This is a genomic window from Pseudalkalibacillus sp. SCS-8, from assembly GCF_040126055.1.
In the GTDB taxonomy this organism is placed as follows: Bacteria; Bacillota; Bacilli; order Bacillales; family Fictibacillaceae; genus Pseudalkalibacillus; species Pseudalkalibacillus nanhaiensis.
Window position 1 is genome coordinate 398,352 of record NZ_CP143541.1, and the last position, 26,309, is coordinate 424,660.

Below are 26,309 nucleotides of genomic sequence, written 5' to 3' on the forward strand. Positions count from 1 at the left end.
TAAAATGATTGGAACGGCTAGTAGGAGGATAGACATGCAAAATGAAACAATGGTAGATGTGAAAGGGCTTGTGAAGCGCTACGGGTCTTTTGTCGCAGTGAACGGCGTTGAGTTTCAAGTACATAAAGGTGAGATTTTCGGTCTGCTCGGACCAAACGGGGCCGGTAAAACGACGACGATCGAGATGCTCGTCGGTCTCCGAAAGCCGGATGAAGGAACGGCATCGCTTGCTGGCTTTGACGTACGAAAGCAAGTGAATCAGGTGAAAGAAGTCATCGGCGTTCAGCTTCAGTCCACCTCTTTATTTGAGCTGTTGAAGGTGGACGAGATTTTACACATGTATGCGAGCTTTTATCCGAAGAATGTAGACATTGATGAATTGGTCAGCGATATGCTTTTAACGGAAAAAAGGAGAGATCGGATCAAGGGGCTTTCTGGCGGACAAAAGCAGCGCCTCGCGATAGCGCTCGCGCTCATTCATGATCCTGAAATCGTGTTCCTTGATGAGCCGACGACGGGTCTCGATCCGCAAGCGAGAAGAACGCTCTGGGATATTGTCCTGCGCTTGAAGGAACGGGGGAAAACGGTCATCCTTTCGACGCATTATATGGATGAAGCCCATGTACTTTGTGACCGGATCGGCATCATGGATCAAGGCGAATTGATTGCGCTCGATACGCCGACCAATCTTGTGAAAAAGTTGCAGTCGACAAGCACGGTAGAATTCCGTCTGAGCAATCCACCGGAAAAAGCGTGGTTCATGGAGATGGATGGGGTAGAGGAAGTGGCGATCCGAGATACGCTCGTACAGCTTTACACCGATAATCTCCAGCTCGCACTCACTTCGCTCATTCAAGTATCCGCTGAACACGATTTAAACATTGAAGACTTGCAAACACGAACGGCGACATTAGAGGACGTGTTCATCCATATGACAGGAAGGAGTTTACGTGAATCATGAGAGCATATTGGCAGCTAACATTGGCGCAGCTCCGGATTTTCGGGCGTAACCGCCAAGTCTTGTTCTTCACGCTCATCTTTCCGGTCATCTTAATGCTTGCCCTCGGATCGTTTGTCGGCGGCGGAAACTCCCTCTCGTTAACGGTCGGAATCGTGGACCTCGATCAGACCGATGGATCGAAGACGTTAACCGGATTGTTTGAGGAAAATGAAGGCGTCCAAACGGAACCATTTGAAAAAGTAGCGAGTGGAAAAGATGCAGTGGAAAGCGGCGACATCCAGCTTTTGATCGAAATTCCTAAAGGCTATGAAGCGAGTCTGGACAACCCTGATCAAGCCTTTTCCATCCCGGTTTATTATAATGAGAAAAACCTGACGACCGCCGAGCTCGGGATGACGGTCGTAAACGGGATCATCGATCAATACAGCAAAGAGCTTGTCGACTATCAACCATTAGTGATGGTCGAAAAAGTCGGCATTGAAGCACTCAACATCCGCTACATCGATTTCCTCGTACCGGGAATCGTCGCAATGATGATCATGAGCAACAACATGAACGGGGTCGCAGGCCAAATTTCTGCCTGGCGTGAGCGCGGCATTTTACGAAGGATGCAGGGAACGAGACTGAAAGCTTCTACGTTTATCGCTGCTCAGATTACCGCACGGTTGTTTTTGAACGGGACACAAGCGTTGTTGGTCGTCCTTATCGCGGACCTTATTTTTGATATCAATGTGGTCGGCTCCTGGCTTGCCGTCATCTTTTTCATCACGTTAGGAACGCTCGCCTTCATGGCGATCGGATTCATTATCGCCGGAATTGCGAAAAACCCGGAGAGCGCTGGGCCAATCGCTGGATTCGCATCCTTCCCGATGCTGTTCCTCGGAGGCGTGTTCTTCCCAATTAGCAACATGCCGGACTGGATCCAACCGATCGTGAAAACCTTGCCGATCGCGCACTTAAGCTCCGCGTTACGTGAAACGATGAACATCGGAACACCGATTTTTCAGCTGGGTATTGAAACCCTGATCCTTGGTGCCTGGCTTATAGGTGGTTTTGCACTCGCGAGCTATGTTTTTAAATGGGAATAGAACGAAGACTGAGTTGAGCAATCAACTCAGTTTTTTTAAATGTGTTAGAGTATAGGCAAACGGTAAAAAGTAACACTAAAGACGTTCTCATAAAATGATTGAATAATGAAAGGAGAGATGGAAGTGACAAATGCAGGATGGAACTTTGATAACAGTTACGCGAAACTGCCGGAATCCTTCTACTCCAAGATAGAACCGAACCCTGTACGCGACCCAAAATTAATCCTTTTTAATGAAAAATTAGCAGAATCACTCGGACTTGATAAAGAAGCGCTCCAAAAGGAAGAGGGAGTTGCGGTGTTTGCCGGAAACGAAACACCTGAAGGAGCATTGCCACTCGCACAAGCTTATGCTGGCCACCAGTTCGGAAACTTCACGATGCTTGGCGACGGACGAGCGATGATGATCGGTGAACAGATCACCCCAAACGGCAAACGATTCGACATCCAGCTGAAAGGCTCAGGTCGAACGCCTTATTCTCGTGGAGGAGATGGGCGAGCAGCACTTGGACCGATGCTACGCGAATACATCATCAGTGAGGCGATGCATGCGCTTGGAATCCGGACAACCCGTAGCTTAGCCGTCGTAACAACGGGAGAACCGGTCTATCGGGAGACAGCACTACAAGGCGCGATTTTAACCCGAGTGGCGGCGAGCCATATTCGTGTCGGAACATTCCAGTACGTTGCCGGAAAAGGCGATGATGTGGATGAGTTGAAAGAACTTGCAGATTATACGATTAAACGCCATTACCCGTATATTAAAGGGGAGGGCGGAGATCGCTACCTTACCTTATTGAAGGAAGTAATCAAAAAACAAGCGGAGCTCATCGCCAAATGGCAGCTCGTCGGCTTCATCCATGGCGTCATGAACACGGACAACATGACCCTCAGCGGTGAAACAATCGACTACGGACCTTGTGCGTTCATGGACACATTCAACATGGCAACCGTCTTCAGCTCCATCGATACTCAGGGACGCTATGCGTATCAAAACCAACCAGCAATCGGCGCCTGGAACCTGGCACGATTTGCGGAAACCCTGCTGCCGCTTCTGCATGACGAGCAGAAGGAAGCGATCAAGATTGCGGAAAAGGAAATCGGCCACTTTGCCGACTTTTACTATGCACACTGGCTCGATGGAATGAGGAAAAAGCTCGGTTTGTATAATGAAGAAAAAGAAGACGAAAAACTGTTTGAAGACCTGCTGAAGCTCATGCAAGAGAATGAAGCCGACTATACAAACACATTCCTGTCATTGACATTTGATAAGGAATTTGAAGGTACAGAGGAACTGCTGAAAAGCGCCCAATTTGATGAATGGAAAAAACGCTGGAATGAAAGACTCGAACGCCAAGAAAAGTCCAAGGAAGACGCACATCAACTCATGAAAAACAACAACCCAGCAGTCATACCACGTAACCATAGAGTGGAAGATGCGTTAAAAGCAGCTGTGGAACAAGGTGACTATAGCGTTATGGAGAAATTACTTGATGCTCTATCAAATCCATACGCTCATACAAAGGAACAGGAAGCGTATTGTACACTACCAGAAAAGGTAACGCCATACGTGACGTATTGTGGGACCTGAAAAATTAGTGGGTAACAGAAAAATTTGGTAAAATATTTAATTAAGAATTCAAATGTATTTGGGAGGAAATCTAATGAGTTTACAGGAAGAAATAGATGCTAAATCCAAAGAAATTTTTTCTGATGGATACCCTATGTCAATAGGAGAAATAATCAGTTTATATAAAGAAGGTGATATAGATATTCATCCAGAGTTTCAACGATTTTATAGATGGAATCATCTTCAGAAGACTAAATTAATTGAATCTATATTATTGGGCATTCCTATTCCATCAATTTTCGTATCCCAAAGAGAAGATGGTGTTTGGGACGTGATTGATGGTCTTCAACGTCTTTCAACCATTTTTGAATTCCTAGGAATATTAAAAAATGAAAAAGGTGAGACTCTGCCACCTTTGGAATTATTAGAAACTGATTATTTACCTTCATTAAAAGAAAAATTATGGGAGAGTGAAAACGAAGAGAAATCGTTTACCAATATACAAAGAAGACTTTTTAAACGCCAAAAGATAGATATTAAGATAGTTAATAAGGAGAGTGACAAAGATACAAAGTATGAATTATTTCAAAGATTAAATACTGGCGGAACTGCCTTAAGTAGCCAGGAAGTAAGAAATTGTTTATTAGTGATGATTAATAAAGAATTCTATTATTGGATTAAAGAGCTTGGGGAGTACCAGCCATTTTTAAATTGCATTTCCATTTCTGAAAAATTAAAAGATGAACAATTTCATTTAGAATTATTACTGAGATTTTTTGCATACAAAAATTCAAGCTCTGAAGAATTAAAACGATTTAAAGACTTAGATGATTTTATTACTAGTAAGATGATTGAATTTACCAAGGAAGGTAGATTTAATAAAGAGAAAGAAGAAAAAATTTTCAAAAATACTTTTAACATGTTAAATAATACTTTAGGAGAAGATTCTTTTAAAAGGTATAATTCAGATATTAAAAGATTTCAGGGTCAATTTTTGATTTCGGCTTTTGAAGTAATAGCCATAGGTATTGGGTGTAACTTAGGAGGAGATTCAAAAGCATATTCTCAATCATATACAGATAAACTAACCAATAAAATAAAGAACTTATGGACAAACAAAACATTTAGAAATAATTCTGGGAGCGGGAGTAACGCAAAAAATCGTCTTCCTAAACTAATTCCTCTAGGTAAAGAGTTGTTTAAACTATGAGGAAAATAAGAACCATAGAGGAATTGGAACAAGCTCTAGATGAAGATTTTGCTTGGAGAAGAAAAGAACTAACATCATTAAAAAATGAAGTTAAAAAATCAAAAGATCCAATATTAAAAACTAAGATTAGAACAGGTATAACACTTCTTTATGCTCACTGGGAAGGGTTTATTAAGAATTCAGCTGATTTATATTTACAGTATGTTTCTTTAAGAAGATTATCCTACCAAGAATTAAATACTAGTTTAATGGCCTTATCACTTAAAAAGAAAATGAACGAGTTTGTTGAAACAAATCAATCATCAATTCATTCTCAATTTATTGATTATATATTAAATAACTTAAATGAACGAGCACATCTTCCTCACCAAGATATTATTAATACTCAATCAAACTTAAGTTCAAAGGTACTGAAAGAGATTATGCATACAATTGGATTAGATTATACTGAATTTAAACTAAAAGAGAATTTAATAGATTACAAACTGCTGAATTCTAGAAACAACATAGCCCATGGTCAGTATTTAGTTATAGGTAAAGATGACTATTTAAACTTGCATGATGAAATAGTCTCTCTATTAGTCTTATTTAAGAACAAGATAAACAATTGTGCAATTAACAAATTATATTTAAATAAATCAAGTTAAATTATAATCAACAAATACGCAAAACCTATTAATTCGGTATAATTACCAATAATAGGTTTTTCTTTTGGGGTGATGTGTTTGTTTAAAGAGGGTTTGTATGAAGAGGTTATTAGTCAGAAGTTAAGGGAAAGTTTAACGGAGCTCGAACGGGAGCAGTTTGATATCGGTACGGAACTGATGGATGTTGAGGAAGCACGTAAAAAGCTGGCAGCCTATATTTCCTACATAACAAGGAAAGCATTAAAATTGGCTCGTGATACTGAATCAGATGATCAAGAGGCGCTGCTTCGGCAAATTCGGGTTTGTAACGAAATCATTTCTTATCTCAGTACATATTTAGATGATCAAGAGTTTCAATCCTTACAAATTGCGGAGGAAGGGGAGATCCTGACTTCCGTTTATTCAAAATTGAACACTATTAAAAGCTTGAAAAAGGACAAACCGTTACGGCCTGTGACGCCTTTGTCGGAAAGCTCTTTGTTTACGGGTTCCAACTATGAACCCAATATGCTCAATGAATTGAAGAAAGAGATTTTGACATCCAATGAGATTAACATGCTTGTGTCGTTCATCAAGTGGAGCGGGCTTCGTTGCATTATGGAGGAGCTTCGGGATTTTACAACTCGAAAAAATGGTCGGCTTCGTGTTATCACAACTTCTTACATGGAAGCGACCGATTTTAAAGCGATTATGGAGCTCAGCAAGTTACCGAATACAGAAATCAAGATCTCCTATGATATCAAGCGGACGAGACTGCATGCAAAAGCGTACATGTTCAAGCGTGATACAAAATTCAGCACGGCTTATATCGGCTCCTCTAATCTATCGAATCCTGCTTTGACTTCCGGGCTAGAATGGAATGTGAAGATTACCGAGAAAGATTCATTTGACGTCATGAAGAAGGTCGATGCTACCTTTGAAACGTATTGGAATGATGAAGAGTTCGTCACCTTTAATCCAGAGGATGAGAACGACCGAAACCACCTTAGAACCACACTGAAAAAGTCTACGAAAGAAGAAACACCCATCCATTTTTCTTTTGAAATCAGACCTTACCATTATCAAAAAGAAATACTCGAAAACCTTCAGGTCGAACGAGAAGTATATGGCCGTAACAAAAATCTTCTTGTTGCTGCGACAGGTGTTGGAAAGACGGTCATCTCAGCTTTCGATTACCGGCGTTTTGTAAAAGAGCACGGGCATCCGCAGAGGCTTCTGTTTGTTGCCCACCGGGAGGAAATTTTAAAGCAGAGTCGTGATACGTTCAGGGCGATTCTTCAGGACTTGAATTTCGGGGATTTGCTCGTTGGAAAAGAAAAACCTGAGGATCTCGACCATCTTTTTATCAGTATTCAAAGCTTTAATAGTACTAAGCTGTATGAAAAGACGACGCCTGATTATTATGACTTCATCATAGTCGATGAGTTTCACCATGCTGCAGCAAGTTCCTATCAAAAGCTACTGGATTATTACGAGCCGAAGATTTTACTAGGATTGACGGCGACCCCAGAGCGTATGGATGGGAAAAGTGTGCTGTCCAATTTCGACGATCGAATTGCCGCTGAAATGAGATTGACTGAAGCGATTAACCGGAAGTTACTCAGTCCTTTCCAATATTTCTGTGTGACTGATGAAGTAGACCTATCAAAGCTGAAGTGGAGCCGAAGAGGGTATGACTTGCGTGAGCTTGAGAATGTGTATACCCACAATACGAAGCGTAGCTATCAAGTTTTGAAGAGCATCTATAAATACGTGACCGATATGGATGATGTGAAAGGACTTGGCTTCTGTGTCGGAGTAGACCATGCAAAGTATATGGCGAAGTTTTTCAATGAACAAGATGTACCTTCTATTGCTTTGCACGGGGGAACGGATACGGAAACAAGACAATCTGCGAAACATCGGTTGTTGTCTGGGGAAATCCGGTTTATCTTTGTCGCTGATTTATATAATGAAGGTGTCGACTTACCTGAAGTAAATACGGTCTTGTTTCTGCGACCGACAGAAAGTTTGACGGTATTTTTGCAACAGCTAGGGCGGGGGTTACGTTTAGCAGAAGATAAAGAGTGCTTAACGGTGCTCGATTTTATCGGACAAGCGCATAAAAATTACAACTTTGAAGAAAAGTTCCGTGCATTGATGGGGAAAACAAAACATTCAGTAAAGCATTATGTTGAGAATGGCTTTTCGAATTTGCCGAAGGGCTCTTTCATCCAGCTTGAAAAGCAAGCGAAGGAATACATCCTACGGAACATCAAATCTACTGCGAATACCCGGTCGAACCTTATTCAAAAGATGAAATACTTTCAGGAAGACACAGGGGTGGAGCTAACACTAGAAAACTTCCTCAATCATTACAACCTGACACTGTATGATTTTTACGGGAAAAGTGGAGATCGATCCTTTTTCCGAATGAAAGCAGAAGCTGGATTAACAGATGAACGAGTAATTGAAAATGAAGCAATCTGGACGAAACGATTTCCAAATCTCTTCCACTTGGATTCCAAGAGGTTGTTGGAATTCTACTTACGGTATATAGATGGGTTCAGGCCACAAAGTGAAGAAGAGAAGCTGATGGTCAATATGCTGTACTATTCGTTTTACAATGGCCACCCTGAAAAGGAAGGATTACATTCGATAGAAGAGGGATTGGTGAAGATTTTCGCAATTCCAGTGATAAAAGAAGAAATCCGAACCATCCTTATCTACAACTATAATCTCATCAAGTTACTAGAATACGAGCATGACTTTCCGTTTGCCAATCCATTAGGTGTGCACAGCAATTATACAACTGCTCAGGTTATGGCATCTTTCGGCTATTTTAACGAAGAGAAAAGTCCTGCATTCAGAGAAGGTGTGAAGCATTTTCAAGAAAAGAATCTCGATATCTTCTTTATCACGCTGAACAAGTCTGAAAAGGATTTCTCACCGTCTACACTTTATGAAGATTATGCGATTAATGAGAGGCTGTTCCATTGGCAATCTCAAAGTACAGTGTCTGCTACGAGTAAAACGGCACAACGTTACATCCACCACAGAGAAAACGGTCACCAAATCGCGTTATTTATCAGAGAGTACAAAAAAGAGAACGGCTATACTTCTCCATTTACTTTCCTTGGTACAGCGGACTATGTCCAACACTCAGGAAGCAAGCCAATGAGCATCACCTGGAGACTAAGACGCGAAATGCCACCAATGTTAGTACCGAAAGCGAATAAGAATGTGTTGTAATCCGACATGAATTTCAAAGCAATCACTCTAATGGGAATGGGGGAAAGTATATGAAAAAGGTGGTTCTACTTTCATGTGTAAGTAAGAAAAAGGATACAGCAACCAACGCTGAAAATATGTATGATAGTACTCTTTTTAAATATGCATTAAAGTACGCTCAATCTCACAACCCAGACAAAATATTTATATTGTCTGCACAATATGGATTATTAGAAACTTCAGATGTGATAAAACCCTATAATAAAACATTGAATAAAATGAAGAAAAATGAACAGCTAGAATGGAGTAACTTAGTTCTAAGACAAATGATCGTTAAGAAGTTGGATTTAAAAAAAGATCATTTCATTATTCTTGCTGGAAACCGTTATCGAAAATATCTCTTAGATTACATTACACATTATGAATTACCGTTAGAAGGAAAAAGAATAGGTGAACAGTTGTCTTTTCTAAAGGGAGCTGTTATCAATGAGTAATAAATGTAAGGATCTACATTATTATTTTAACGAATTGAAAAGACTTCATTTTCCTTATAAGGAAGAGCAACTTCCTGATAACGGTATTTATATTCTGTTTGAAAAAGGTGAAAGTGCTCATAACGTAGATCGAGTTGTAAGGGTTGGTACACATACCGGTGTAGGTAAGCTTAGGTCAAGACTGAATGAACATTTTCTTGTTGAAAACAAAAACAGAAGTATCTTTAGAAAGAATATTGGTCGTGCAATCCTGAATAAACAAGAAGACCCATATCTGAAGTTATGGGAATTAGATACAACAACAAGGAAAAACAAAGAACGATATCAAAAACTGCTTGATATGGAGTATCAAAAAGAAATAGAAAAAGAGATAACCAGGATAATACAGAATAACTTCTCGTTTGTTGTTTTGGAGTTGACCGATAAACAGGTGAGATTAAATTTAGAAGCAAAAATTATTTCAGAAATATCGAACTGCAAGATATGTAACTCTAGCAAATCTTGGTTAGGAAATTATTCGCCGAAAGAAAAGATACGTGAAAGTGGCTTGTGGCAAGTAAATAACTTGTATAAACAAGGGCTATCAACTGGAGATTTAAACATCTTAGAGAGTTGTTAAAAATATAGGACACTATATTTATTTTTAGATTTCAGCATGTCTCAATCCCACCCTCACCTCATACACTTTAGGTGGGGGTGTTTTGTTTGGGTGAGAGGCGGAGGGGCATTGTAGCGATTTACGTTGTGTTGTTTTTGTTGTCGTTGAGTTTACATATACAGTTTCCGATCTTTACGCCTTATGCGGTGGCGCTTGGGGCGACGAGTTTTTTCATTAGTATCTTGATGAGTGTGTCTTCATTCGCAAACCTTTGTGGCAACCTGATTGCTGGTCCGCTCATCGATATGTTCGGCAAGAAACAGTTTATCGTCGTACCGCTATTTATCTCAGGGATTCTAATGGCGGGCCATGGATTTGCGACGGGGCCTGACGGTTTGTTGGTGCTGCGCTTGGTCAATGGTTTGGTGCTTGCTTTTATGACGCCTGCTTGTTTTGCGCTTTTATCGGGATATGCACGGAACAGCCATGAACAGGGGAAGAACATGGCGTTCAATGGGCTGCTCATTACGATTGCGAACATTTTAGCACCTTTAATTGGCGGCCATTTGGTTGAGCACGTGGACTTTCGTGGGGCGTACTTCGTCATTGGATCGGCCCTTTTATTGACTGCGGTTTTCGCGCTTCTCTTTATTAAGGAATTTGAACCGATTACGGTCCATCGTAAAAAGGTGGAGAGTGGAGGGAGATTCAGGTTTGACCAACAGCTGGTTGCAGTATATTTTGTCAGCTTCACCTTGATGTATGTGCATGGCACCCTGATGTATGAGCTGCCTTTTTTAATGGTTGAAGAAGGGGTGTCGATGAGTCATGGGGGGAAGTTGTTCAGCATCATCGGGTTAGGCACGCTTGTGGTGGTATGTATGACGTGGATCCACCGCATATCCGCCTCGATTCGGACGATGGTGGGAATGCTCGTGTTAGGGTTTTCCTTCTATCAAATGGTTATGCCACTCGTTCCGATCACCTTCCATCAGCTGTTGTTCCTGATTGGCATGGGACTCGGAGTATTGTTTCCAGCCGTTACGACCTTACTCACAGAGAACACGGATAAAAGCAAACACGGCACAGCTTTCGGCATCCTGTCAGCCGTTTTCTCACTCGGTATGATTACGAGCTCACTGATCGCAGGTGCCTTCAGAGATATGATTTCGCCTTATTTCATTACCTTTGTGGTCATTGGTATAGCCGTCACGGTCATCGGAATGAGCCTGATTCATGTGAGGTGGAAGCCTGTACTGCATAAGAAACACTAGCAAACTCGTTTATCGTTTTTTCGGTAGGCTCTTTTCGCATAGATTGTTGCTATTTTGACCATCCTTGTTTTACCTTTTAAAAAACCAGCTTCAGCAAGGAATATAGCCCCAGTTCAGACTGAAATAACCAACTTTTCCTTTTCATAATGCTTTTATTTGATTGTACTTGTTTTATAGCACGGAAAGGTCCCCCAGGAACGACTATTACATCAAATTCGGGTGCGTTTTCGAAAAAGAAATCTGGTTGGATTATTAAACCGTTATGTACCCTTATGGCTCCAGTTTGTTCTGACACAGTATTAACTAAAAACGGCTTATCTTTAATGTCTAATTGATTCATAAAACGTCTTCATCTGTATTAGTAGACAAGTTAAACACTTCATAGGGACCTGCAAAGTCTAATGCATCTCCATCATCAAACAACAATATACCAATGTGATATTACTTCATATCAACCCCCTCCTTTTTTCTCAGATTATACCAGTAGTGGGTATTTATAAAGAGGATTTACCAGTTAGACTAATTTACCGATAAAGATTTCTATAGTTAATCAATGAGCCACCATCATTTTTTAATTTCCTATAGCTTTTGGTATTGGTTTAATAAATGTTGTTTCTGTAACATCTTCTGACTTAGGTAGTGATTGGGTAACTTTATCAAACATCCAAAAGATTCCAACTAAGAAAACAACTATACCACTAATTAAAATGACATATACACTTCCAATAATAACTCCTAATAAACCACCTAATAGTGAACCTAACGGCATTGCAATACCACTTATGCTGAAAGATGCTGAAAATACTCTCCCCAATAAATGCTTTGGTATTCCTCTTTGCATACAAGTATTTATCAATATGTTTGTAACCCCGCCTGGAAACCAAGCTAGACCGTAAATCGTTATCAATAACCAAGTCCAAGGACTAAATACGGATATAGCCCATAATAGTCCGCTAATGAAAAATGCAGTAGCATATACCTTTCCTATTCCAAATCTTTCTAGACTTAAATATGGAGCTAATAGCGCTCCTGCAAGACTCCCCAATGCCTGTGCCATTAATAAGAAACCAAATACTTCTGCTCCTCCTTGTTGTTTACTAAATTCAGGGAGTACAACAAAAGTAGCTCCACCAGCCAGATTAATGGCAATCACACCCAATAATAGTCTAGAGAAAGTCTTATTCAGAAGAATGCTAAAGCCTTCTTTTAAATCAACTCCATACTTTTTGACGTAAGCTAAAATTGATTCCATATCCGTTACTTTTTCTTTTCTAGATTGCTTGGGTAAAATTATCAGTGAAAAAAGTAATGCGCCTATCAGAAACATAACTGAGTTTAAAAGGTAAATAGAAATTGGACCTATAGTTACCAGTAAAATCCCAGCAATTGCATTACATCCCGTTTCGATACCCTGATAAGCAAAGGTGAATAAAGAATTTGCTTTTGTTAATTCTTTTTCATCAACAAACGTAGGTAAAGCAGCCATTTGTGCAGGGTAAACTAACATATTAAAGGTTGTAATAATCGGTGATATGATTAAAACGAGTGAGACACTTAACAAGTCGAAGTAGTATGCTATCGGAATTATTAGTAACATAAAGGACTGAATGCATTGGGTGATAATTAACAAAGGACGAATTGGAATTCTGTCAATTAATGGTCCTCCAAAGAATTGAATAAATCTTGGTATAATTGTGAGGAATCCTGCTAATCCCGTATAAAAAGTTGAGCCACCTAAATCAGAAACCAACCACATGGCAGCAACAGCATATAACGTGTCACCAATATTTGTAACAATCCTTCCTAAAAACATATATAAGAAATTCTTGTTAAAGAATATGGTCATAACTTCACTCCTGCTCATCTTCTGTCTTTTGTTTAGCTGAGACAATTTTTACACCAATACTGAATTCATCTGCTTCGGAATAATCACTAACAGATGTTTTAACAACCCATTTTTCAAGAAACTTTCTAAATTCTTCTTTTATCTCCTCTTGTTGGTCAGGAGTTAAATTTAATCGAAGGCTTAATAAGGTTGAATCTCTAGAAGGAAAATCATCATTTAATACTGGATCAATGGATGTGTCGCCTTCAGAGTTAAACCACTTTGCTTTTGATTTATAATACTTTTCTGTAACTCCTCCAAATTGTCTTTCTTCAACTAACTCAATTAGTCCACCATCATATAACTTTTTTATATGATAATGAACATTCCCAGGTGACTGACCTAATAGTTCTGCTACTTGCTTTGATGTTTTTGGTTTATCGATTAGCTGACTAATAATTTTTATTCTTAATGAATTTCCGAGTAGTTTTGCTTGTTCAACCGAAACATTTAAAGGTTTGTCGTACATTGAGTATTCTCCTTTTTATGGCAATCTATTTTTTTAGATTATCAATCTGTAAAATTAGATTATCACATCCGTCTGTATTTGTATATAACTTCCAATATATTTATGCCAAAGAAAAAAAGCCACCATTCAGCAGCTTTTAAACCTTTATCCAACTAGCTTCTAAAATTCTTATTCCCAAAGAGCCTTACGGTAAAAAGAAGAAATTGAGCAGCATGAGGACGAGAAAGGTTGTCAGGAACAAGGCAGGAACCATGATGAGTGATCCGCCATCTTTCGCTAGCTCGCCAAATAGGCTGCCGATTACGGCTGAAACAATAAACTCTCCGATTAGGATGGGGATGAGCAAGAGGATCGATAAGCTGGTTCGTAAACGGAAGAGGATTGCCAGGACAATACAAATAATTAATGGAATTACGATATATATGGGGTCTACAATACTCATCAATGCATGCTCCTCATCTAATTAGCGATCTCATTCAAATAGGCCTCTGCCTTATCTCGACTTGCGAACGTTTGATGTGGTCCCATTTCCTCAAGGCGTGATTCCATATAAGTTTTCAGATAAGGAGAACTCGTATAGGTGGCGATGGCTTTCAGGTCTTTTTCGGCAATCAGTTTACGAAGCTCCTGCATATCGCTTTCGACATCAGGCGTGTTCACTTGTTCGTCGGTCATGTCCATTAGGATGGTGAAGCCAGGTCTCGTTTTGGAAAGGTTCTCTATAATCATACTCTTATAGATCTCGACGTTTTCTTTTGTGATGAGTTCCCGAAGCCGGATGTGGATCCGGTTTTTTTCTTGGTCGTAATGGACGAGGAATTTGGATTGATAATACCAGTCGGAGAGTGCCATCTTTATCGAAGGGGCCTCTGTATCGACTCGGATGAACGCTTCGTTTTCTTTCCCCTGAAGGATCATTGACTTGAAAAGCTCTAGCTGGATGTCCTCTACGTTTTTATGAAAGGTGATGGACGAAGTATTGCCGCGGCCCTTCCCAGGTTTCCACGTAATCCAGCCGAGGGTCTCCATTTTCTTGATTACAAGGCGTAGGCTGCGCATCGTGTAAAAGGAAATATCCGCTAAGTCCTGAAGCTGGATGTCGATCGGTTTTTCATTCGGTTGCTCCGAAAAATGCGTACGGATCCGGATATACAGTTCCTCAAGCTTCATCCTTGTCACCTCCGAAAACAGGAAATCTCCACTCGTTACTTTTTCCTCTTTAAATCACATCGACCCTGCTATACTTTTCTTAACTTCATCATAATGTTGATGGTGGATATTACTCACAATTATACCATAGGACGGCTGTTGTCTTGGTCTAGAGGAAGAGGAGGAAGAAGAGATGGATGTACTTGAAACGAACATTGAGTTGGATGGTGAGATGAGAGTTTGTGGCACATTGGCCGTACCGAAAGCAAAATTGCGTGAAAAGAGTCCGGCGATTCTCATCATTGCTGGAAGTGGACCTCTGGACCGGAATGGGAACGGTCCGAAAGGGAAATATCCGACCAACTTGTATAAAGACTTGTCCGATTTCTTCACTTCTCTCGGATATATCGCGTTCCGATATGACAAGCGCGGCACGGGTGAAAGTGAGGGCAATTGGCGGAGCACAGGTTTTGTCGATTTAGTCTGTGACGCGAAACGGGCTGTTGATTATTTGAAAACGAGAGATGAAGTTGATGCAGATAAAATCATCGTTGCTGGACACAGTGAAGGGGTAACGATTGCGACCAAGCTGGCTGAGGATGTGCGTGTTGCTGGGCTGATGTTCCTGTCCGGAGGTGCGGATAATTTGGAACAGTCGTTAAAGCATCAGCGTGAAAATGCGTATGAAGAGCTGCTTTCTCAGAAGGGCTTCAAGGGCTGGTTGTATAAAAAGTTGAAAGTGGATGAAAAAGGCGAAAAGCAAGTGAACAAGATGATGAAGAAAATCTTTTTATCGGATAAAGATGTGATCAGGTACCAGTTTGCGAAGGTGAACGCCCGCTGGTTCAGGGAGCACTTTACGTTTGATACGCGAAAAGCGCTTCGTACGATTGACATACCGATTCTCGCGCTCGTTGGCGATAAAGATCCGCTCGTAAACTCGGAAACATTGCCTGAATTGGAACACCTCGTGAAAGGCGAGTGTGAAACGTATGTGATTGAGGATATGGAGCACGGCTTGAAACAACAGGGGGCGGACAAATCGATTTTAAATAGTAAAAAGCTGCTGAAAGAAAGCATGGGGAAACCGATCCACGAGCATGCTCAGCTAATCATGCAGAACTGGCTCGCTCGGGTGACCCATCCAAAAAAGGGAGTGGAACGGCATGGCAGAAGACAAGAATATGAAGAACCGGACAGTACGTCAAATCCTCTTCACGCTTCGATTCCGACATTATAAATTCATTTTTGCCAGTATGTTCGTTTTGAAGCGGGTGGATGAGGATGAGCGTGAAAGGGAAAAAGCAAAAAAACGGGTAGTGAGGTGGAATCCGATTGGTTTTTTCAGACGGGATGCTCGAAGTAATTCTGGAGATTATCTAAGCTTTCTCAACATTCGACATTAGGTTCCTACAAAGTCTTCTCTCTTTTTGTGGTAAAATAAACGTCAAACTTCTGTTGCGAAAAGAGGGTTGCCATGTACGATCCAACGATTTTTGAGAATTTGAAGGTTGCGGTTGAAAATTACGTGTATGATCTGGATAACCTTGCGAGTGAAATCACGATTACGAACCGTGTAGACAATATGGAGATGGCAACGATGTCGAGGTCATTCCAGCTGCAGTTCGTGTTGGCGGATGAGCCGGGTGTCGAAGCGGAGGTTGTATTGGAAGCGTCGCTTAAAGATCTTGCTGCTGAGCTGTTGGAAGTGGAGGGAGAGAATCCTGGCTGTACGTTACTCGTCCGCTTTTACATGCAGATCGATGACGTGGAGGTCGAGTGTGCGCAGATTGAAGAGCTGCTTCATTCGATTTGGGACCAGGAGAAGCCGCCGACCCAAACGATTTCATATGTATACGGGCAAGGGAGCAACGTCCTAATGAATAAGATTGAAGTCACGTTCAACCAGCGGATCAATGAGGATCAGATGGAGGATATCCCGAGCTTGATTGACCATGTGATTGAATCGCTCCAGCATTTGAATGATCTATAAAAAAGACACCTCCTGCCGGGTGGATAGCAGGGGGTGTTTCTATTTGGTCGTGCTGCATACAACTTGTCCTTCATTTATCAAGATGACTTCCTACAACAGTACAGGCTTGATTTGCCCGCGGATTTCTCCAGCAGGGTTTTGCTCTGTATGGACGTTGACGTAAGTCTTCTTTTTTGACATCAGTCTAAGGAGGTCTTGTACATTCCTTACACCGACATTGTTTGGAACGATGTCATCATCCGTAATTTTACCAGTCACGACACCACGACGCGTCGAGATCCCGTTTTGCTCAGCAAGTGTTGCCAGGTCAGCCCCGAATAAAAAGGCTAACACCGGACCGTTCACACCACGCTCTCCAAAATGGATATGGGCTTGGACGAAGTCACGGATGTCGTTGACTGTCATTTCGAATTTGATGCAGTTTCCATAGTCATCTGCAACGAACTTCGCCATTCCATTTGCATTCGTTCTGACCGGGGGAACTTCTTGACCGCCTGTTAAATCAGCCACAAAAAATTTATACATACCTTCACCTCCTCGCACGTAACTATAGTAGTTTATTCAAGTAGAGTAGGATTGGTATAGATGAAAAACTAGAATCGATGCTAGATTTCAAAAACTAGATTTGTCACAACCGCCCAGATTGCTCATATATTGTTTGAAAGGCTATTGGAACGGGGGAGAGTAACGGTGAAATTCACGGTCCAGTACATTCCGTTGAGCAAAATCAAACCCGGTCAGTCCGTTAAAATGACAGAGCGTTTGAAGCGCCTGCAAGGAATTGTTTGGGATTGCATGTATTTGCTTGTCGTCAAAGAGCAGCGGAAGGACGGCACGTACGTCCTCGTAAGTGGTTTGGAGCGCTTCGAGTATTTGAAAAATTTCACAAAGCATGTGTATGCCCCGTGTCTTGTCGATGAGAGTGAGCCGAAAGGTTGGAAGGGCTGGGTGAAGCGGATGCGGAACAATCAGCCGGTGGACGATTATCCGTTGATCCCGAAGAGCTGGTCGATCGTACGCACGTTTTTGAAAAAGGAGCCCCGTTTCAAGGAGCTGTCCCGCTTCCAGCAAATCAAAGTCCTCTATTTGGGCGCCCGCTATAAACGAACCGTCATCCTATCCATGCAAAACCGCGTCAACCAACTGATGAAAGAAAATCCGTAACCGATGGTAAGTGTCAGGCACCGATTTGGAACTCAGCTGTACCAAGGGTTCTGAATCGGTGCCTGACACTTTTTCATGTTAGTATATTGGTAGCTTGCGGGAAGAGGTGTTGGACGTGAAGAAGATCAAACTTGGAAATAGTGGGATAGAGGCAGGCGAGATTGCGCTCGGTTGCATGCGGATGAGCGGTCTTTCGACGAAGGAAGCTGCGGAAGTGATTGAAAATGCGTTGGAGCAAGGTGTTACGTTATTTGACCATGCGGACATTTATGGCGGGGGTGCGTCTGAGGAGCGCTTTGCTGAAGCGGTCGACATGAACTCTTCTCTCCGTGAAAAGATGATCATCCAGACGAAGTGTGGAATCCGTAAAGGCTTTTATGACTTTTCGAAGGAACATATCCTTCAATCTGCTGAACAGAGCTTGAAGCGGTTGAACACGGATTACATAGACATTTTCATGCTGCATCGACCGGATGCGTTGATGGAGCCGGATGAGGTGGCGGAAGCGTTCAATGAGTTGAAGGAGAGCGGAAAGGTCCGTCATTTTGGTGTGAGCAACCATAACCCGATGCAAATTGAGCTGTTGAAACGCAGTCTGGATCAGGAGCTGATCATCAACCAGATGCAGTTCAGTATCATGCATACACCCATGATTGATGCTGGCGTGAACGTGAACATGCAGCACGAAGGAGCGAATATGCGGGACGGCAGTATGCTCGAGTACAGCCGGTTGAACAACTTGACGATCCAAGCGTGGTCGCCGTTCCAGTATGGCATGATTGAAGGAGCTTTTGTCGGAAATGACGATTACCCAGAAGTGAACGCGAAGCTGCAGGAATTTGCCGATAAATATAGCGTGACAGATTCAGCGATTGCGATTGCCTGGATTCTCCGTCATCCAGCGAATATCCAACCGGTCGTCGGAACGATGAACCCGAAGCGGATGACTGACATTGCCAAAGCTTCTGACATCAAACTGACACGCCAGGAATGGTATGAGCTATATAGAGCGGCGGGGAATGATCTGCCTTAACTTTTGTTAGAGTGGATTCTTATGAATCTACTCTTTTTAAATTGTTAAAATATTCGGAATATGTGGTATGATAGAAGAATAACATGTCGGTAGTATCGAGAGGAGGAGTTGGGTGAGTAGTATTCAAGGTGGTATGGCCGGGCTGAATTCGGTCATGTATTTTGGAAAGTCCAAGAAAGTGAAGGCGTCGCGGGATAAGAAAGGAGAAATCGTACTTAAGGTCGAAAAATTCATCCCGGATCGTCTGATGAAGTGGAAGCAAAAGATCGAGAAGATTCCTTTTCTTCGTGGCATCTGGATGATGGTGAGAACGGTGTTGATGAACTGGAAGGCGTATTTGGGCATCCTTCTCATTTTCATGCTGCCTAAAGTGACGGGCGGTAAGGTGGATGTGTTCAACAACGCGCAGGCCAATGGCTTTTTACAGAAGGTCTTGGCGATTTTTCCTGAACAGGTTCAACACATTGTCGTATTCGGTTCATTCTTTCTTCTTTTCGCATTGATCGTTAAGCTGACGCCACTCGGGAAGTATCATGGGGCCGAGCATATGGTGGATAATGCGTATGCTGCTTCTCGAAATCTATCAACAGAGAACGTCATGCAATACACGAGAATACATAAGAACTGTGGGACGAACCTGGTTGTGTTCATCTTCTTGTTCTACTCTGTTCTTTATCTCATGTTTGGCGGATTGTTGGCGGTATTACTTGCATTCTTACTCGGGTATGAAGTGTTCATCCTCCGGAACAAAACGGTGAACAAGCTGTTGAAGCCGATTTATCTCGTGGGATATGCGTGTCAATATTTATTGTTCACATCTCAACCGAGCGAACAGCACATTGAAGTTGCGGTCGCTGCGTACGATGGTGTTTTATCTGGAAACTAAAAAAAGCAGGCGGGAAGCCTGCTTTTTTATTTTGCCGTTAATGATTGAACAAGCTTGACGGTTGTGATCAGGGAAATGAGGAACCATAGGATGACAATCGTCCCCATGTAAACGAGCTGGACGGCTGTTGGATTCGGAAACCATAGCGGGACGACGTACGTTTCTAATAATGTGAAAATTTGATAGTACACGAACAAAATGATGACAAACATTCCCCAAAACAAAATTCTACTCCGGTTCATCTTCTAACCTCCGAATTCCGACCTTCTTTCCTTTAACTATCATATCATGAAAAAAGAACCAATCTCTTACATATAGTCAAAGGATTTGGAAGGTGTCATCGATGGTTATTGGACATTCTAAGAAGAGTAAGAGGCAGCAAAAGTTGAGGAGAAGATGAATCGGGTGATCCTTTCTGAGGAAAGGATCTTTTTTTGTATGTGGGGAGGACTGTGGGAGAGTCGGAGGATGATTATGAACCTAGATCAGGAGTTATGAACCTATTTTGAGATTTATGAACCCAGATTAGAAATTTTGAACCTAGATCAGAAATTATGAACCTATATGGTCAAAAGATGAACCTGTTTCGATTTTCCGCTCCTACCATAAGTAAGATTTTTGTCCAAAAATCGTCGTCCACCAATCGCAACAAAAAAAGATCCAAAGGCGCGCGAAGTCACACCTTCGGATCATTCGATTAATCCTCCCGTACAATCGGCAGGGTCATGCAACGGATGCTACCTGCACCGTTTTGGAGTTCATCAACATTCGCACCGATGAAATCGTGTTCTGGGAACCATTTTTCGAATTGTGCTCGCGCATTTTCGTTAATGAGCGCTGTATTTTTGTCCAGATTAATGAAATTGGTATAGTCGAGCAAATACGGTTGATCCGGTAACCAAAAGGTTTCAAAGCCATATCTGCCGACAAACTGATCAACCGTCTCGAAATGAGGGTCCACAGCATTCTGTTTCACTACTTCCACAGGGAAAAACTTCATGGCTGGCGCTGCTAAGAATCGGTTTTCACCTAAGATGTTACACATCACATCAAGGTGCAGGGATTCCACCGATTGTGGCAATGAAACGAAGCCGATTTCCTTAACACCAAGGTCAAGCAGGTATTCCGCAAGCTTCTCTTTATTTTGAGAACGATGACCGACATTGACTAGAACACAATCTTGATTCAGGATCATGAAATCGCCGAATTCAAGGGCAACGGATTCAGGCAACGAGCTGAGATCCTTCGTCTCGAACAGTTCCTTCATGTAAGATTGCGAGCATTGGAAGTCTGGACTCCTGATCTCGGCTTCAGATTTACCTAAGATGATTTTATTGCCGAACACTCCTGCGATATCTCGGACAAAGATCCGGTTTACCAGGCGCCCCCATATCTCTTCATCGCACCCTGAGCTTATATCATGAACATGACAGCCGAATGCTTGAAGCTTGGATTTCAGCTCTTCGTGTTGGGCATGTGCTTCCTCACTATGATACTCGTTTACGAATCCGACAGCGTCTGCTGCAGATTCCGGAACATCATACGAAGTAGGTGCACACACGATTACTTCTCTCAGTGTTTTATTCTCTGAATCACAAAATGGCATCAGCTTATTCTTTAACAAGGCCCAACATCCTCCTTTATATATGTACATTGTGATAATTAAACGTAAGGGTGTTTTTCCCGAATTTGTTGCTGTTAAACCTACCATTTGTAAATAAATAGAAACGGGAGTGTCAGACACCATCTCGGACGCCTTGTGACACGTGCATTTGCAGATGGTGTCTGACACTTTTCAGAACCGTTGGGCCCCAGGGGGTGAATTGAAGTGCCTGACACTTATTTTTCTAAATCTAGTAGATGGGTCTATGCATTTTGTGTGCGAGTTTAATAGAATATAGTATTCCCTTTTAGAAAGGAGGGAATACGAATATGAGTTGTTCATGTTCTCAGTCTTATTCGTGCTCATGTTCTTGCAAAAAATCTAGCTGTAATTCTTGTTCCAATTCCCACCGTCACTCCAAGTGTAATAAATGTACAGGCTGTGCGTGTGATACGTTCCGTAAATTGACGCCTGGGACTCAGGTGACTGTCATGTTCAATGGCTCGTCAGTAACAGGGAAATTTTTGTGCTTCGATCCTAAGACGTGTTGTGTAACGATTTATCAGACAATTGGTACGTCAGTTATGACGATTGACTGCCGTGACGTAACTGCCATCAGCTTCTCATAGCTTTTGCACGAAATAAGAAAAGGACTGTCCGTTCTAAACGGACAGTCCTTGTTGATTTTATAGGTTCACCCACGTATATTCAGCTCCCCAGCTTTCTCGTGCCAGGTTTTCAATCCGAGCGACGATTTCATCTTCAACCGCGAATGCATCCCCTTGTTCGTACGGGTTGTAATGGAACGCATACAACCGGGAGACGAACTGGTCGAATGGAAGGGAGGATTCCCCTTCGCGTTCGCCGTTTCCAGAGACACTTGGCTCGATGCCCTGGCCCCAGTTTTGCGAGCCATCGTTATTCGGGTTGTAGAAGTAGATCCGATAATCGCCGGTCGGAACCTGTGCGATGCGTAAGATCGACACGGCGTGGAAGCCGAGCAATTTACCGTGTACATTCGTAATGAAAATGCCGACTGGGTTCGGATAGATCAACTCGTAATCGTCATTGTAATCCGGGTGGTGCGTCGCATAGAACAGGCGGACATACCCTTGATAATCGGTCACGGTGCCGGTCACAGGTTCAATGACGGAGCTGAATCCACGCTGGACCCATGTTCCGTAAAACTCCGGGTTCACCCATTTATGACCGTCTTCGCCTCGTAAGGCGACACGTGTCATCATCTCGTTATAAATCCGATCAAGATGTGGAACGAGCACGAGCGAAACTGGATCGAGCTCCTTGTGGAGTTCTGGTGCCAATCCACCCTTCAAGTCCTTCGAATGGATTGCCGTTCCTTCAAATGTCAGATCGATATCCCCATCACGTGCAGCACGCGGGATCAACTCTAGGAGATAACCTGGTGCGTGCTGAGCCCAAAGGCTTATGCCCCTTGCGGACTGACAGGTCGGGTTCAAACCTTGGCCGACGCCGAGCGGCTGACCTAACACGCTGATCACTCCGGAAACGAGGATCGAGTTGGCTGTCAGGCCACTCCGATACTCATACGCATTGAAAAGTTCTTTGCGAACTTCCGGTCGGATATCAAGTTCGACGAGGCGCCGCAATCCAGGAGCAACGGGTGTTGATGACAACACACCACGGTCGAGCATTTTTGCGAGTCCATAAATGGTCTGTGCTGTCGCTGGGTAGATCGCCACTTTGATCAGTTGTTTGACGAGCTCGATATGCTCCTCAAGATTCGCTTTCCCTTTGTCTGTCACCTTCAACGCGACCGGAAGCAACTCAGGCTTTGTTTTATTCAATGCACGCAAAAGGATTGCGTGGTGCGGAGCGACGATTCCAGTCCGTTGCATTGAATCGGCAAGTGCCTCTGCTTCGGTGACAAGGTCATCACCATAGACGTTTTTCAGCTCTTTCCGGTAGTCGTTCAAGTTCGGAAACTTTTTACTTAATGGAGAGGGCCCTTCAACAGCTTCGACATATTGCTGAAGATCCTCCGGTTTATTTTCAGGTCCTTCCGTTTCCAACAATCGCTTTGCTGTCCGGATCATGGATATGATCCGTTTTACGATAATCGGGCGTTGGGCGGTCAACTGGTCAATTTCGACTAGAAGTGTCTTTGATAACGAGATGGAAGAGAGCTGCGTGAACAGGAACTGGAAGAAACGCTGGGCACGATCGTATTGCTCGGCATTTTCAGCCTGTTCGATCCGTGATTCCTCTGAACCGCTCGGAAAGAGCAGGTCAAGATTCAGTGCCATCACTTCGTTCAAGAATTCTTCAGCATCCTGTTGGGTAACGGCAGGGTGGCTCACTCTTCCTTTTGCGATGGCGAGCATCCGCATATCACTCATCACTTCGATGATCGAAGCGAGTCCCTTGGATTTCAAAGATCCGCTTACGAGAGGAGCCTGCAATTTAGCGGCTTCTTCCCACGGACCTGAAGAGAAGACGCCGGCCTCATCAAAACGGTCGGCGAATCCGTATAAGGTTTCCATGCCATCCACCGTTTCCATCAGACGCCCAGCCTCCTGGTAAACGTCGGTCTGGTACATGGACTTGGCGAAGGTTGCGGATTTTTCCAAATCGTCCAGTGCTTTGGCGAAACGTTCAACTTTCTTTTCGGTCAATTCTGAAGTCATTGTCCAACTCCTTTTCTAGTAAAATGGCATCACTCCGTACCAGGTTTTATCGATAGAAATCGTACTTCTCATACTGTTTGAGAAGGCCGCGCATTTCTTCGCTATCTTTTCCGTAAAAGAAAATCGTACCGTAATGGTTTCCGAAACCGACCCGCTCGGATACCTTTCCTTGTTCTGGGGTGAACATATCATGTTTTTCAAAGTACGGGTGTTCTTCAAGTTCTTCTGGAACGTTCAAGTCTTGGATGTAGTTGATGTGAGGGTGGACCATTAAGCAGCCGGCATATCCTTCTGGTTCCCGTTCATCGGAAGGGAAAAAGTTGCGGAGTTCTTCTTCGGTTGTGTTCGGATCGCTGCAGAGAATCTGAGCTTGATAGGCATTGAAGCCGTGTGCGCGTTCAATCAAATCGAAAATGTGGCCTCCAGGGACACGGGCAGCAACTTCACCGAAATGGAGTGTGCCGTCTGGGGTGATGAAATATTCAGGGTGGATGACCCCGTACTCGATTTCAAAGGCATTAATCAGTTGTTCAATCGCTTTACGGATTTGTGGGCGTTTTTCTTCGAGGCTTGGTGAAGCAGGGACGAAGTTTGAATAACCGAGCTTCACGTATTCGGTGATGTTCAAGAATTGGATTTTACCATTATGGACGAAGACTTCACAGGAAAATTCCTGACCGTCCAAATGACTCTCCATCAGTAGTGGGAAATCGTTATCCGTCAACGCATCAATTTCTTCCGGGTCCTCAATGGCACGGTGACCGACAGAGCCAGCTTTATCGAGCGGTTTCACGTGAATCGGGTCGTTTTTATCACCTTCAACCTTCAATAACGCTTCGTTTACGCGTTTTAAAAATCGTTTTACATCATCTTTACTGTGAGCTTCTTCAAATACACCAACCTTGATGCCGGCGATTTGTGCTTTACGTTTCATCATCCCTTTATCTCTAAGGAGTAGGGAACGGTTGAATACCCTTGGTTCTTGTCGGAAGCGGGAATTTAAAGCACCAGCCCATTCAACACATTCTTCATATAAAGGGACGGCGACTTCAGCTCCGAGCGCCTTCAATTTTTTGAAGAGCAAGTCCGAGCCTTCATTCAAACGATCGAAATTCCATCCGATGAATGTGATGTCGTTCTTTTCTGCAAAATGTTCAAAGTCCGGGGGTCCAACGACGACAAACGGCTTATCCAGCTTGGCACAAGCCTCAATCGCTGGGAGACTCCAACCGATCAGAGCGGTTAGATACGGTTTCGTTTGGTCATCTCCATCTTTCTCCAAAGTTTGTGGAAGATCCATCTGTTCCAATTCCAAAGTCATCGCTCCTTTACTAGTTTGGTAGTTTTTTCCTCGTAAAACCACCTTTCAAACCCATTATCACAGTAAAATTCTGAAAATTCAAATGTAAGCTTGTGAGGGTCCTAGTACAAAAACCATTATATGGTCGAATCGTGGTCTAAACGTTGTGAATTCATCTATTATCCTCGAATAACATCATTTTCCCCCGAATCCATTTTAGGTAAGCACATGAAAGGGGAGGAATAAATCATGAAACATAAAATGAAAGCGTTAATGATGGTCTTTGTTGCGGCAGTTGTATTGATTGCAACACCATCATTCGCATCCGCAGAACTTGGAGATCGTACGTTGAGCGAAGGCGATCGAGGTTCTGATGTTGTAGAATTACAAGATTACTTGATGACTAAAGGAAAGTTTCCTTATCATACGTCAACAGGCTATTACGGACCAATTACTGAAGAAGCGGTCAAGGATTTCCAAGCATCCCGAAACCTGAAGCAGGATGGGATTGCAGGACCGAACACGAATCACGCAATCCAGGTGCTCCGTTACGGGGACATCGGAAAGCAAGTCATACATATCCAGAGTCAATTGAAGAAGACAGGCCATTTCAGCGGCAATCTGGATGGAATTTATGGAAGCAATACGAAGAGTGCCGTCAAGAGCTTCCAACGTGCTTATGGACTGACAGTAGACGGGATTGCAGGCCCGAATACACGCGCGAAGTTGGATAGTAAAGCGTCGAAAAGTACAGCTGCAGGTAAGACTCTGACCGTTGAAAGTACAGCGTATACAGCAAATTGCGAGGGCTGTTCAGGCGTTACGAAAATGGGGCTTGACCTGAAAAAGTATCCGGATGCGAAGGTCATTGCGGTAGACCCTCAAGTGATTCCACTTGGATCCATCGTAAAAGTTGAAGGCTATGGCACAGCGATTGCCGCTGACGTGGGTGGAGCTGTGAAAGGTAACCGCATCGACGTTTTCATCCCGAACCAAGATGACGCGATGCAATGGGGCCGTCGTGACGTAAAAGTAACAGTTGTAGAATAAATATGGAAACTCCCACAGCTGATGAAGGCTGTGGGAGATTTGATTACTTATTTCGCCTTC

25 protein-coding genes are annotated in these 26,309 nt (G+C 42.9%); 15 read left to right on the top strand and 10 right to left on the bottom strand.

The window, feature by feature from the left end; translation table 11 throughout:
* Positions 1–34: 34 nt before the first annotated feature.
* From V1497_RS02150 to V1497_RS02190, 9 genes are all read left to right on the top strand, one after another.
* On the top strand, positions 35–961 hold the full coding sequence (locus V1497_RS02150) for an ABC transporter ATP-binding protein (RefSeq protein WP_349409351.1): 927 nt from the start codon (positions 35–37) through the stop codon (positions 959–961).
* Positions 958–2,049 (top strand): ABC transporter permease, encoded by a 1,092-nt coding sequence (locus V1497_RS02155; protein WP_349409352.1) that lies wholly within the window; start codon positions 958–960, stop codon positions 2,047–2,049. The genes V1497_RS02150 and V1497_RS02155 overlap by 4 nt, the downstream gene beginning before the upstream one ends.
* 105 nt (positions 2,050–2,154) lie before the next feature.
* Entirely contained in the window at positions 2,155–3,639 is a 1,485-nt protein-coding gene (locus tag V1497_RS02160; protein WP_349409353.1) for a protein adenylyltransferase SelO, read from the top strand.
* A gap of 73 nt (positions 3,640–3,712) precedes the next feature.
* Positions 3,713–4,828, top strand: a complete 1,116-nt coding sequence (locus tag V1497_RS02165; protein ID WP_349409354.1) for a DUF262 domain-containing protein — start codon at positions 3,713–3,715, stop codon at positions 4,826–4,828.
* Positions 4,825–5,475, top strand: a complete 651-nt coding sequence (locus V1497_RS02170) for an MAE_28990/MAE_18760 family HEPN-like nuclease (RefSeq protein WP_349409355.1) — start codon at positions 4,825–4,827, stop codon at positions 5,473–5,475. Before V1497_RS02165 ends, V1497_RS02170 begins: the two co-directional genes overlap by 4 nt.
* 78 nt (positions 5,476–5,553) lie before the next feature.
* Entirely contained in the window at positions 5,554–8,706 is a 3,153-nt protein-coding gene (locus V1497_RS02175; RefSeq protein ID WP_349409356.1) for a DEAD/DEAH box helicase, read from the top strand.
* A 50-nt stretch (positions 8,707–8,756) separates the two neighbouring features.
* Entirely contained in the window at positions 8,757–9,179 is a 423-nt protein-coding gene (locus V1497_RS02180) for a DUF6884 domain-containing protein (protein ID WP_349409357.1), read from the top strand.
* On the top strand, positions 9,172–9,798 hold the full coding sequence (locus tag V1497_RS02185) for a hypothetical protein (RefSeq protein ID WP_349409358.1): 627 nt from the start codon (positions 9,172–9,174) through the stop codon (positions 9,796–9,798). The genes V1497_RS02180 and V1497_RS02185 overlap by 8 nt, the downstream gene beginning before the upstream one ends.
* A gap of 86 nt (positions 9,799–9,884) precedes the next feature.
* A complete protein-coding gene (locus tag V1497_RS02190; protein WP_349409359.1) occupies positions 9,885–11,051 on the top strand; it encodes an MFS transporter in 1,167 nt (388 codons plus the stop codon).
* 76 nt (positions 11,052–11,127) lie between these two features.
* Here V1497_RS02190 and V1497_RS02195 read toward each other — a convergent pair whose 3' ends face one another.
* The 5 genes from V1497_RS02195 to V1497_RS02215 all read right to left on the bottom strand — a co-directional run bounded on the left by V1497_RS02195 (position 11,128) and on the right by V1497_RS02215 (position 14,575).
* Complete coding sequence (locus V1497_RS02195; protein WP_349409360.1) at positions 11,128–11,391, bottom strand: hypothetical protein; 264 nt, start codon at positions 11,389–11,391, stop codon at positions 11,128–11,130.
* Positions 11,392–11,622: 231 nt separating this feature from the next.
* Positions 11,623–12,897 carry an MFS transporter gene (locus V1497_RS02200; RefSeq protein ID WP_349409361.1) on the bottom strand — a complete coding sequence of 425 codons (1,275 nt, stop codon included), beginning with the start codon at positions 12,895–12,897 and terminating at the stop codon, positions 11,623–11,625.
* Positions 12,898–12,901: 4 nt separating this feature from the next.
* Complete coding sequence (locus V1497_RS02205; RefSeq protein WP_349409362.1) at positions 12,902–13,405, bottom strand: winged helix-turn-helix domain-containing protein; 504 nt, start codon at positions 13,403–13,405, stop codon at positions 12,902–12,904.
* Positions 13,406–13,589: 184 nt separating this feature from the next.
* Entirely contained in the window at positions 13,590–13,847 is a 258-nt protein-coding gene (locus V1497_RS02210) for a hypothetical protein (protein WP_349409363.1), read from the bottom strand.
* Between the two features lie 17 nt (positions 13,848–13,864).
* Positions 13,865–14,575, bottom strand: a complete 711-nt coding sequence (locus tag V1497_RS02215) for an SgrR family transcriptional regulator (protein ID WP_349409364.1) — start codon at positions 14,573–14,575, stop codon at positions 13,865–13,867.
* A gap of 172 nt (positions 14,576–14,747) precedes the next feature.
* On the opposite strand from V1497_RS02215, the gene V1497_RS02220 reads away from it, so the two are divergent.
* Positions 14,748–15,794 (top strand): alpha/beta hydrolase, encoded by a 1,047-nt coding sequence (locus V1497_RS02220; protein ID WP_349409365.1) that lies wholly within the window; start codon positions 14,748–14,750, stop codon positions 15,792–15,794.
* Between the two features lie 237 nt (positions 15,795–16,031).
* A complete protein-coding gene (locus V1497_RS02225; RefSeq protein ID WP_349409366.1) occupies positions 16,032–16,547 on the top strand; it encodes a hypothetical protein in 516 nt (171 codons plus the stop codon).
* A 90-nt stretch (positions 16,548–16,637) separates the two neighbouring features.
* Here the strand turns inward: V1497_RS02225 and V1497_RS02230 are convergent, their stop codons facing one another.
* A complete protein-coding gene (locus V1497_RS02230; protein ID WP_349409367.1) occupies positions 16,638–17,072 on the bottom strand; it encodes a CHRD domain-containing protein in 435 nt (144 codons plus the stop codon).
* A 165-nt stretch (positions 17,073–17,237) separates the two neighbouring features.
* Here V1497_RS02230 and V1497_RS02235 point away from each other — a divergent pair, with 165 nt between their 5' ends.
* The 3 genes from V1497_RS02235 (at position 17,238) to V1497_RS02245 (ending at position 19,630) form a co-directional block, all read left to right on the top strand.
* The gene (locus V1497_RS02235) at positions 17,238–17,711 is read left to right on the top strand and encodes a hypothetical protein (protein WP_349409368.1); all 474 of its coding nucleotides are present in this window, start codon (positions 17,238–17,240) and stop codon (positions 17,709–17,711) included.
* A gap of 115 nt (positions 17,712–17,826) precedes the next feature.
* Complete coding sequence (locus V1497_RS02240) at positions 17,827–18,744, top strand: aldo/keto reductase (RefSeq protein ID WP_349409369.1); 918 nt, start codon at positions 17,827–17,829, stop codon at positions 18,742–18,744.
* A gap of 112 nt (positions 18,745–18,856) precedes the next feature.
* The gene (locus V1497_RS02245; protein WP_349409370.1) at positions 18,857–19,630 is read left to right on the top strand and encodes a DUF1385 domain-containing protein; all 774 of its coding nucleotides are present in this window, start codon (positions 18,857–18,859) and stop codon (positions 19,628–19,630) included.
* A gap of 26 nt (positions 19,631–19,656) precedes the next feature.
* Here V1497_RS02245 and V1497_RS02250 read toward each other — a convergent pair whose 3' ends face one another.
* The 4 genes from V1497_RS02250 to V1497_RS02265 all read right to left on the bottom strand — a co-directional run bounded on the left by V1497_RS02250 (position 19,657) and on the right by V1497_RS02265 (position 25,214).
* The gene (locus V1497_RS02250) at positions 19,657–19,872 is read right to left on the bottom strand and encodes a hypothetical protein (RefSeq protein WP_349409371.1); all 216 of its coding nucleotides are present in this window, start codon (positions 19,870–19,872) and stop codon (positions 19,657–19,659) included.
* A 455-nt stretch (positions 19,873–20,327) separates the two neighbouring features.
* On the bottom strand, positions 20,328–21,254 hold the full coding sequence (locus tag V1497_RS02255) for an arginine deiminase family protein (RefSeq protein ID WP_349409372.1): 927 nt from the start codon (positions 21,252–21,254) through the stop codon (positions 20,328–20,330).
* Between the two features lie 665 nt (positions 21,255–21,919).
* A complete protein-coding gene (locus V1497_RS02260) occupies positions 21,920–23,899 on the bottom strand; it encodes a hypothetical protein (protein WP_349409373.1) in 1,980 nt (659 codons plus the stop codon).
* Positions 23,900–23,945: 46 nt separating this feature from the next.
* A complete protein-coding gene (locus V1497_RS02265; protein WP_349409374.1) occupies positions 23,946–25,214 on the bottom strand; it encodes an ATP-grasp domain-containing protein in 1,269 nt (422 codons plus the stop codon).
* A gap of 234 nt (positions 25,215–25,448) precedes the next feature.
* Here V1497_RS02265 and V1497_RS02270 point away from each other — a divergent pair, with 234 nt between their 5' ends.
* Positions 25,449–26,249 carry a peptidoglycan-binding protein gene (locus V1497_RS02270; RefSeq protein ID WP_349409375.1) on the top strand — a complete coding sequence of 267 codons (801 nt, stop codon included), beginning with the start codon at positions 25,449–25,451 and terminating at the stop codon, positions 26,247–26,249.
* The last annotated feature ends 60 nt before the right edge of the window (positions 26,250–26,309 follow it).

Bases quoted from the DNA above. Each gene is read 5' to 3' on its own strand.
- V1497_RS02150 (WP_349409351.1), top strand. From the start codon at position 35: ATGCAAAATGAAACAATGGTAGATGTGAAAGGGCTTGTGAAGCGCTAC.
- V1497_RS02155 (WP_349409352.1), top strand. From the start codon at position 958: ATGAGAGCATATTGGCAGCTAACATTGGCGCAGCTCCGGATTTTCGGG.
- V1497_RS02160 (WP_349409353.1), top strand. From the start codon at position 2,155: ATGAAAGGAGAGATGGAAGTGACAAATGCAGGATGGAACTTTGATAAC.
- V1497_RS02165 (WP_349409354.1), top strand. From the start codon at position 3,713: ATGAGTTTACAGGAAGAAATAGATGCTAAATCCAAAGAAATTTTTTCT.
- V1497_RS02170 (WP_349409355.1), top strand. From the start codon at position 4,825: ATGAGGAAAATAAGAACCATAGAGGAATTGGAACAAGCTCTAGATGAA.
- V1497_RS02180 (WP_349409357.1), top strand. From the start codon at position 8,757: ATGAAAAAGGTGGTTCTACTTTCATGTGTAAGTAAGAAAAAGGATACA.
- V1497_RS02185 (WP_349409358.1), top strand. From the start codon at position 9,172: ATGAGTAATAAATGTAAGGATCTACATTATTATTTTAACGAATTGAAA.
- V1497_RS02195 (WP_349409360.1), bottom strand. From the start codon at position 11,391: ATGAATCAATTAGACATTAAAGATAAGCCGTTTTTAGTTAATACTGTG.
- V1497_RS02200 (WP_349409361.1), bottom strand. From the start codon at position 12,897: ATGACCATATTCTTTAACAAGAATTTCTTATATATGTTTTTAGGAAGG.
- V1497_RS02205 (WP_349409362.1), bottom strand. From the start codon at position 13,405: ATGTACGACAAACCTTTAAATGTTTCGGTTGAACAAGCAAAACTACTC.
- V1497_RS02210 (WP_349409363.1), bottom strand. From the start codon at position 13,847: ATGAGTATTGTAGACCCCATATATATCGTAATTCCATTAATTATTTGT.
- V1497_RS02215 (WP_349409364.1), bottom strand. From the start codon at position 14,575: ATGAAGCTTGAGGAACTGTATATCCGGATCCGTACGCATTTTTCGGAG.
- V1497_RS02220 (WP_349409365.1), top strand. From the start codon at position 14,748: ATGGATGTACTTGAAACGAACATTGAGTTGGATGGTGAGATGAGAGTT.
- V1497_RS02225 (WP_349409366.1), top strand. From the start codon at position 16,032: ATGTACGATCCAACGATTTTTGAGAATTTGAAGGTTGCGGTTGAAAAT.
- V1497_RS02230 (WP_349409367.1), bottom strand. From the start codon at position 17,072: ATGTATAAATTTTTTGTGGCTGATTTAACAGGCGGTCAAGAAGTTCCC.
- V1497_RS02250 (WP_349409371.1), bottom strand. From the start codon at position 19,872: ATGAACCGGAGTAGAATTTTGTTTTGGGGAATGTTTGTCATCATTTTG.
- V1497_RS02260 (WP_349409373.1), bottom strand. From the start codon at position 23,899: ATGACTTCAGAATTGACCGAAAAGAAAGTTGAACGTTTCGCCAAAGCA.
- V1497_RS02270 (WP_349409375.1), top strand. From the start codon at position 25,449: ATGAAACATAAAATGAAAGCGTTAATGATGGTCTTTGTTGCGGCAGTT.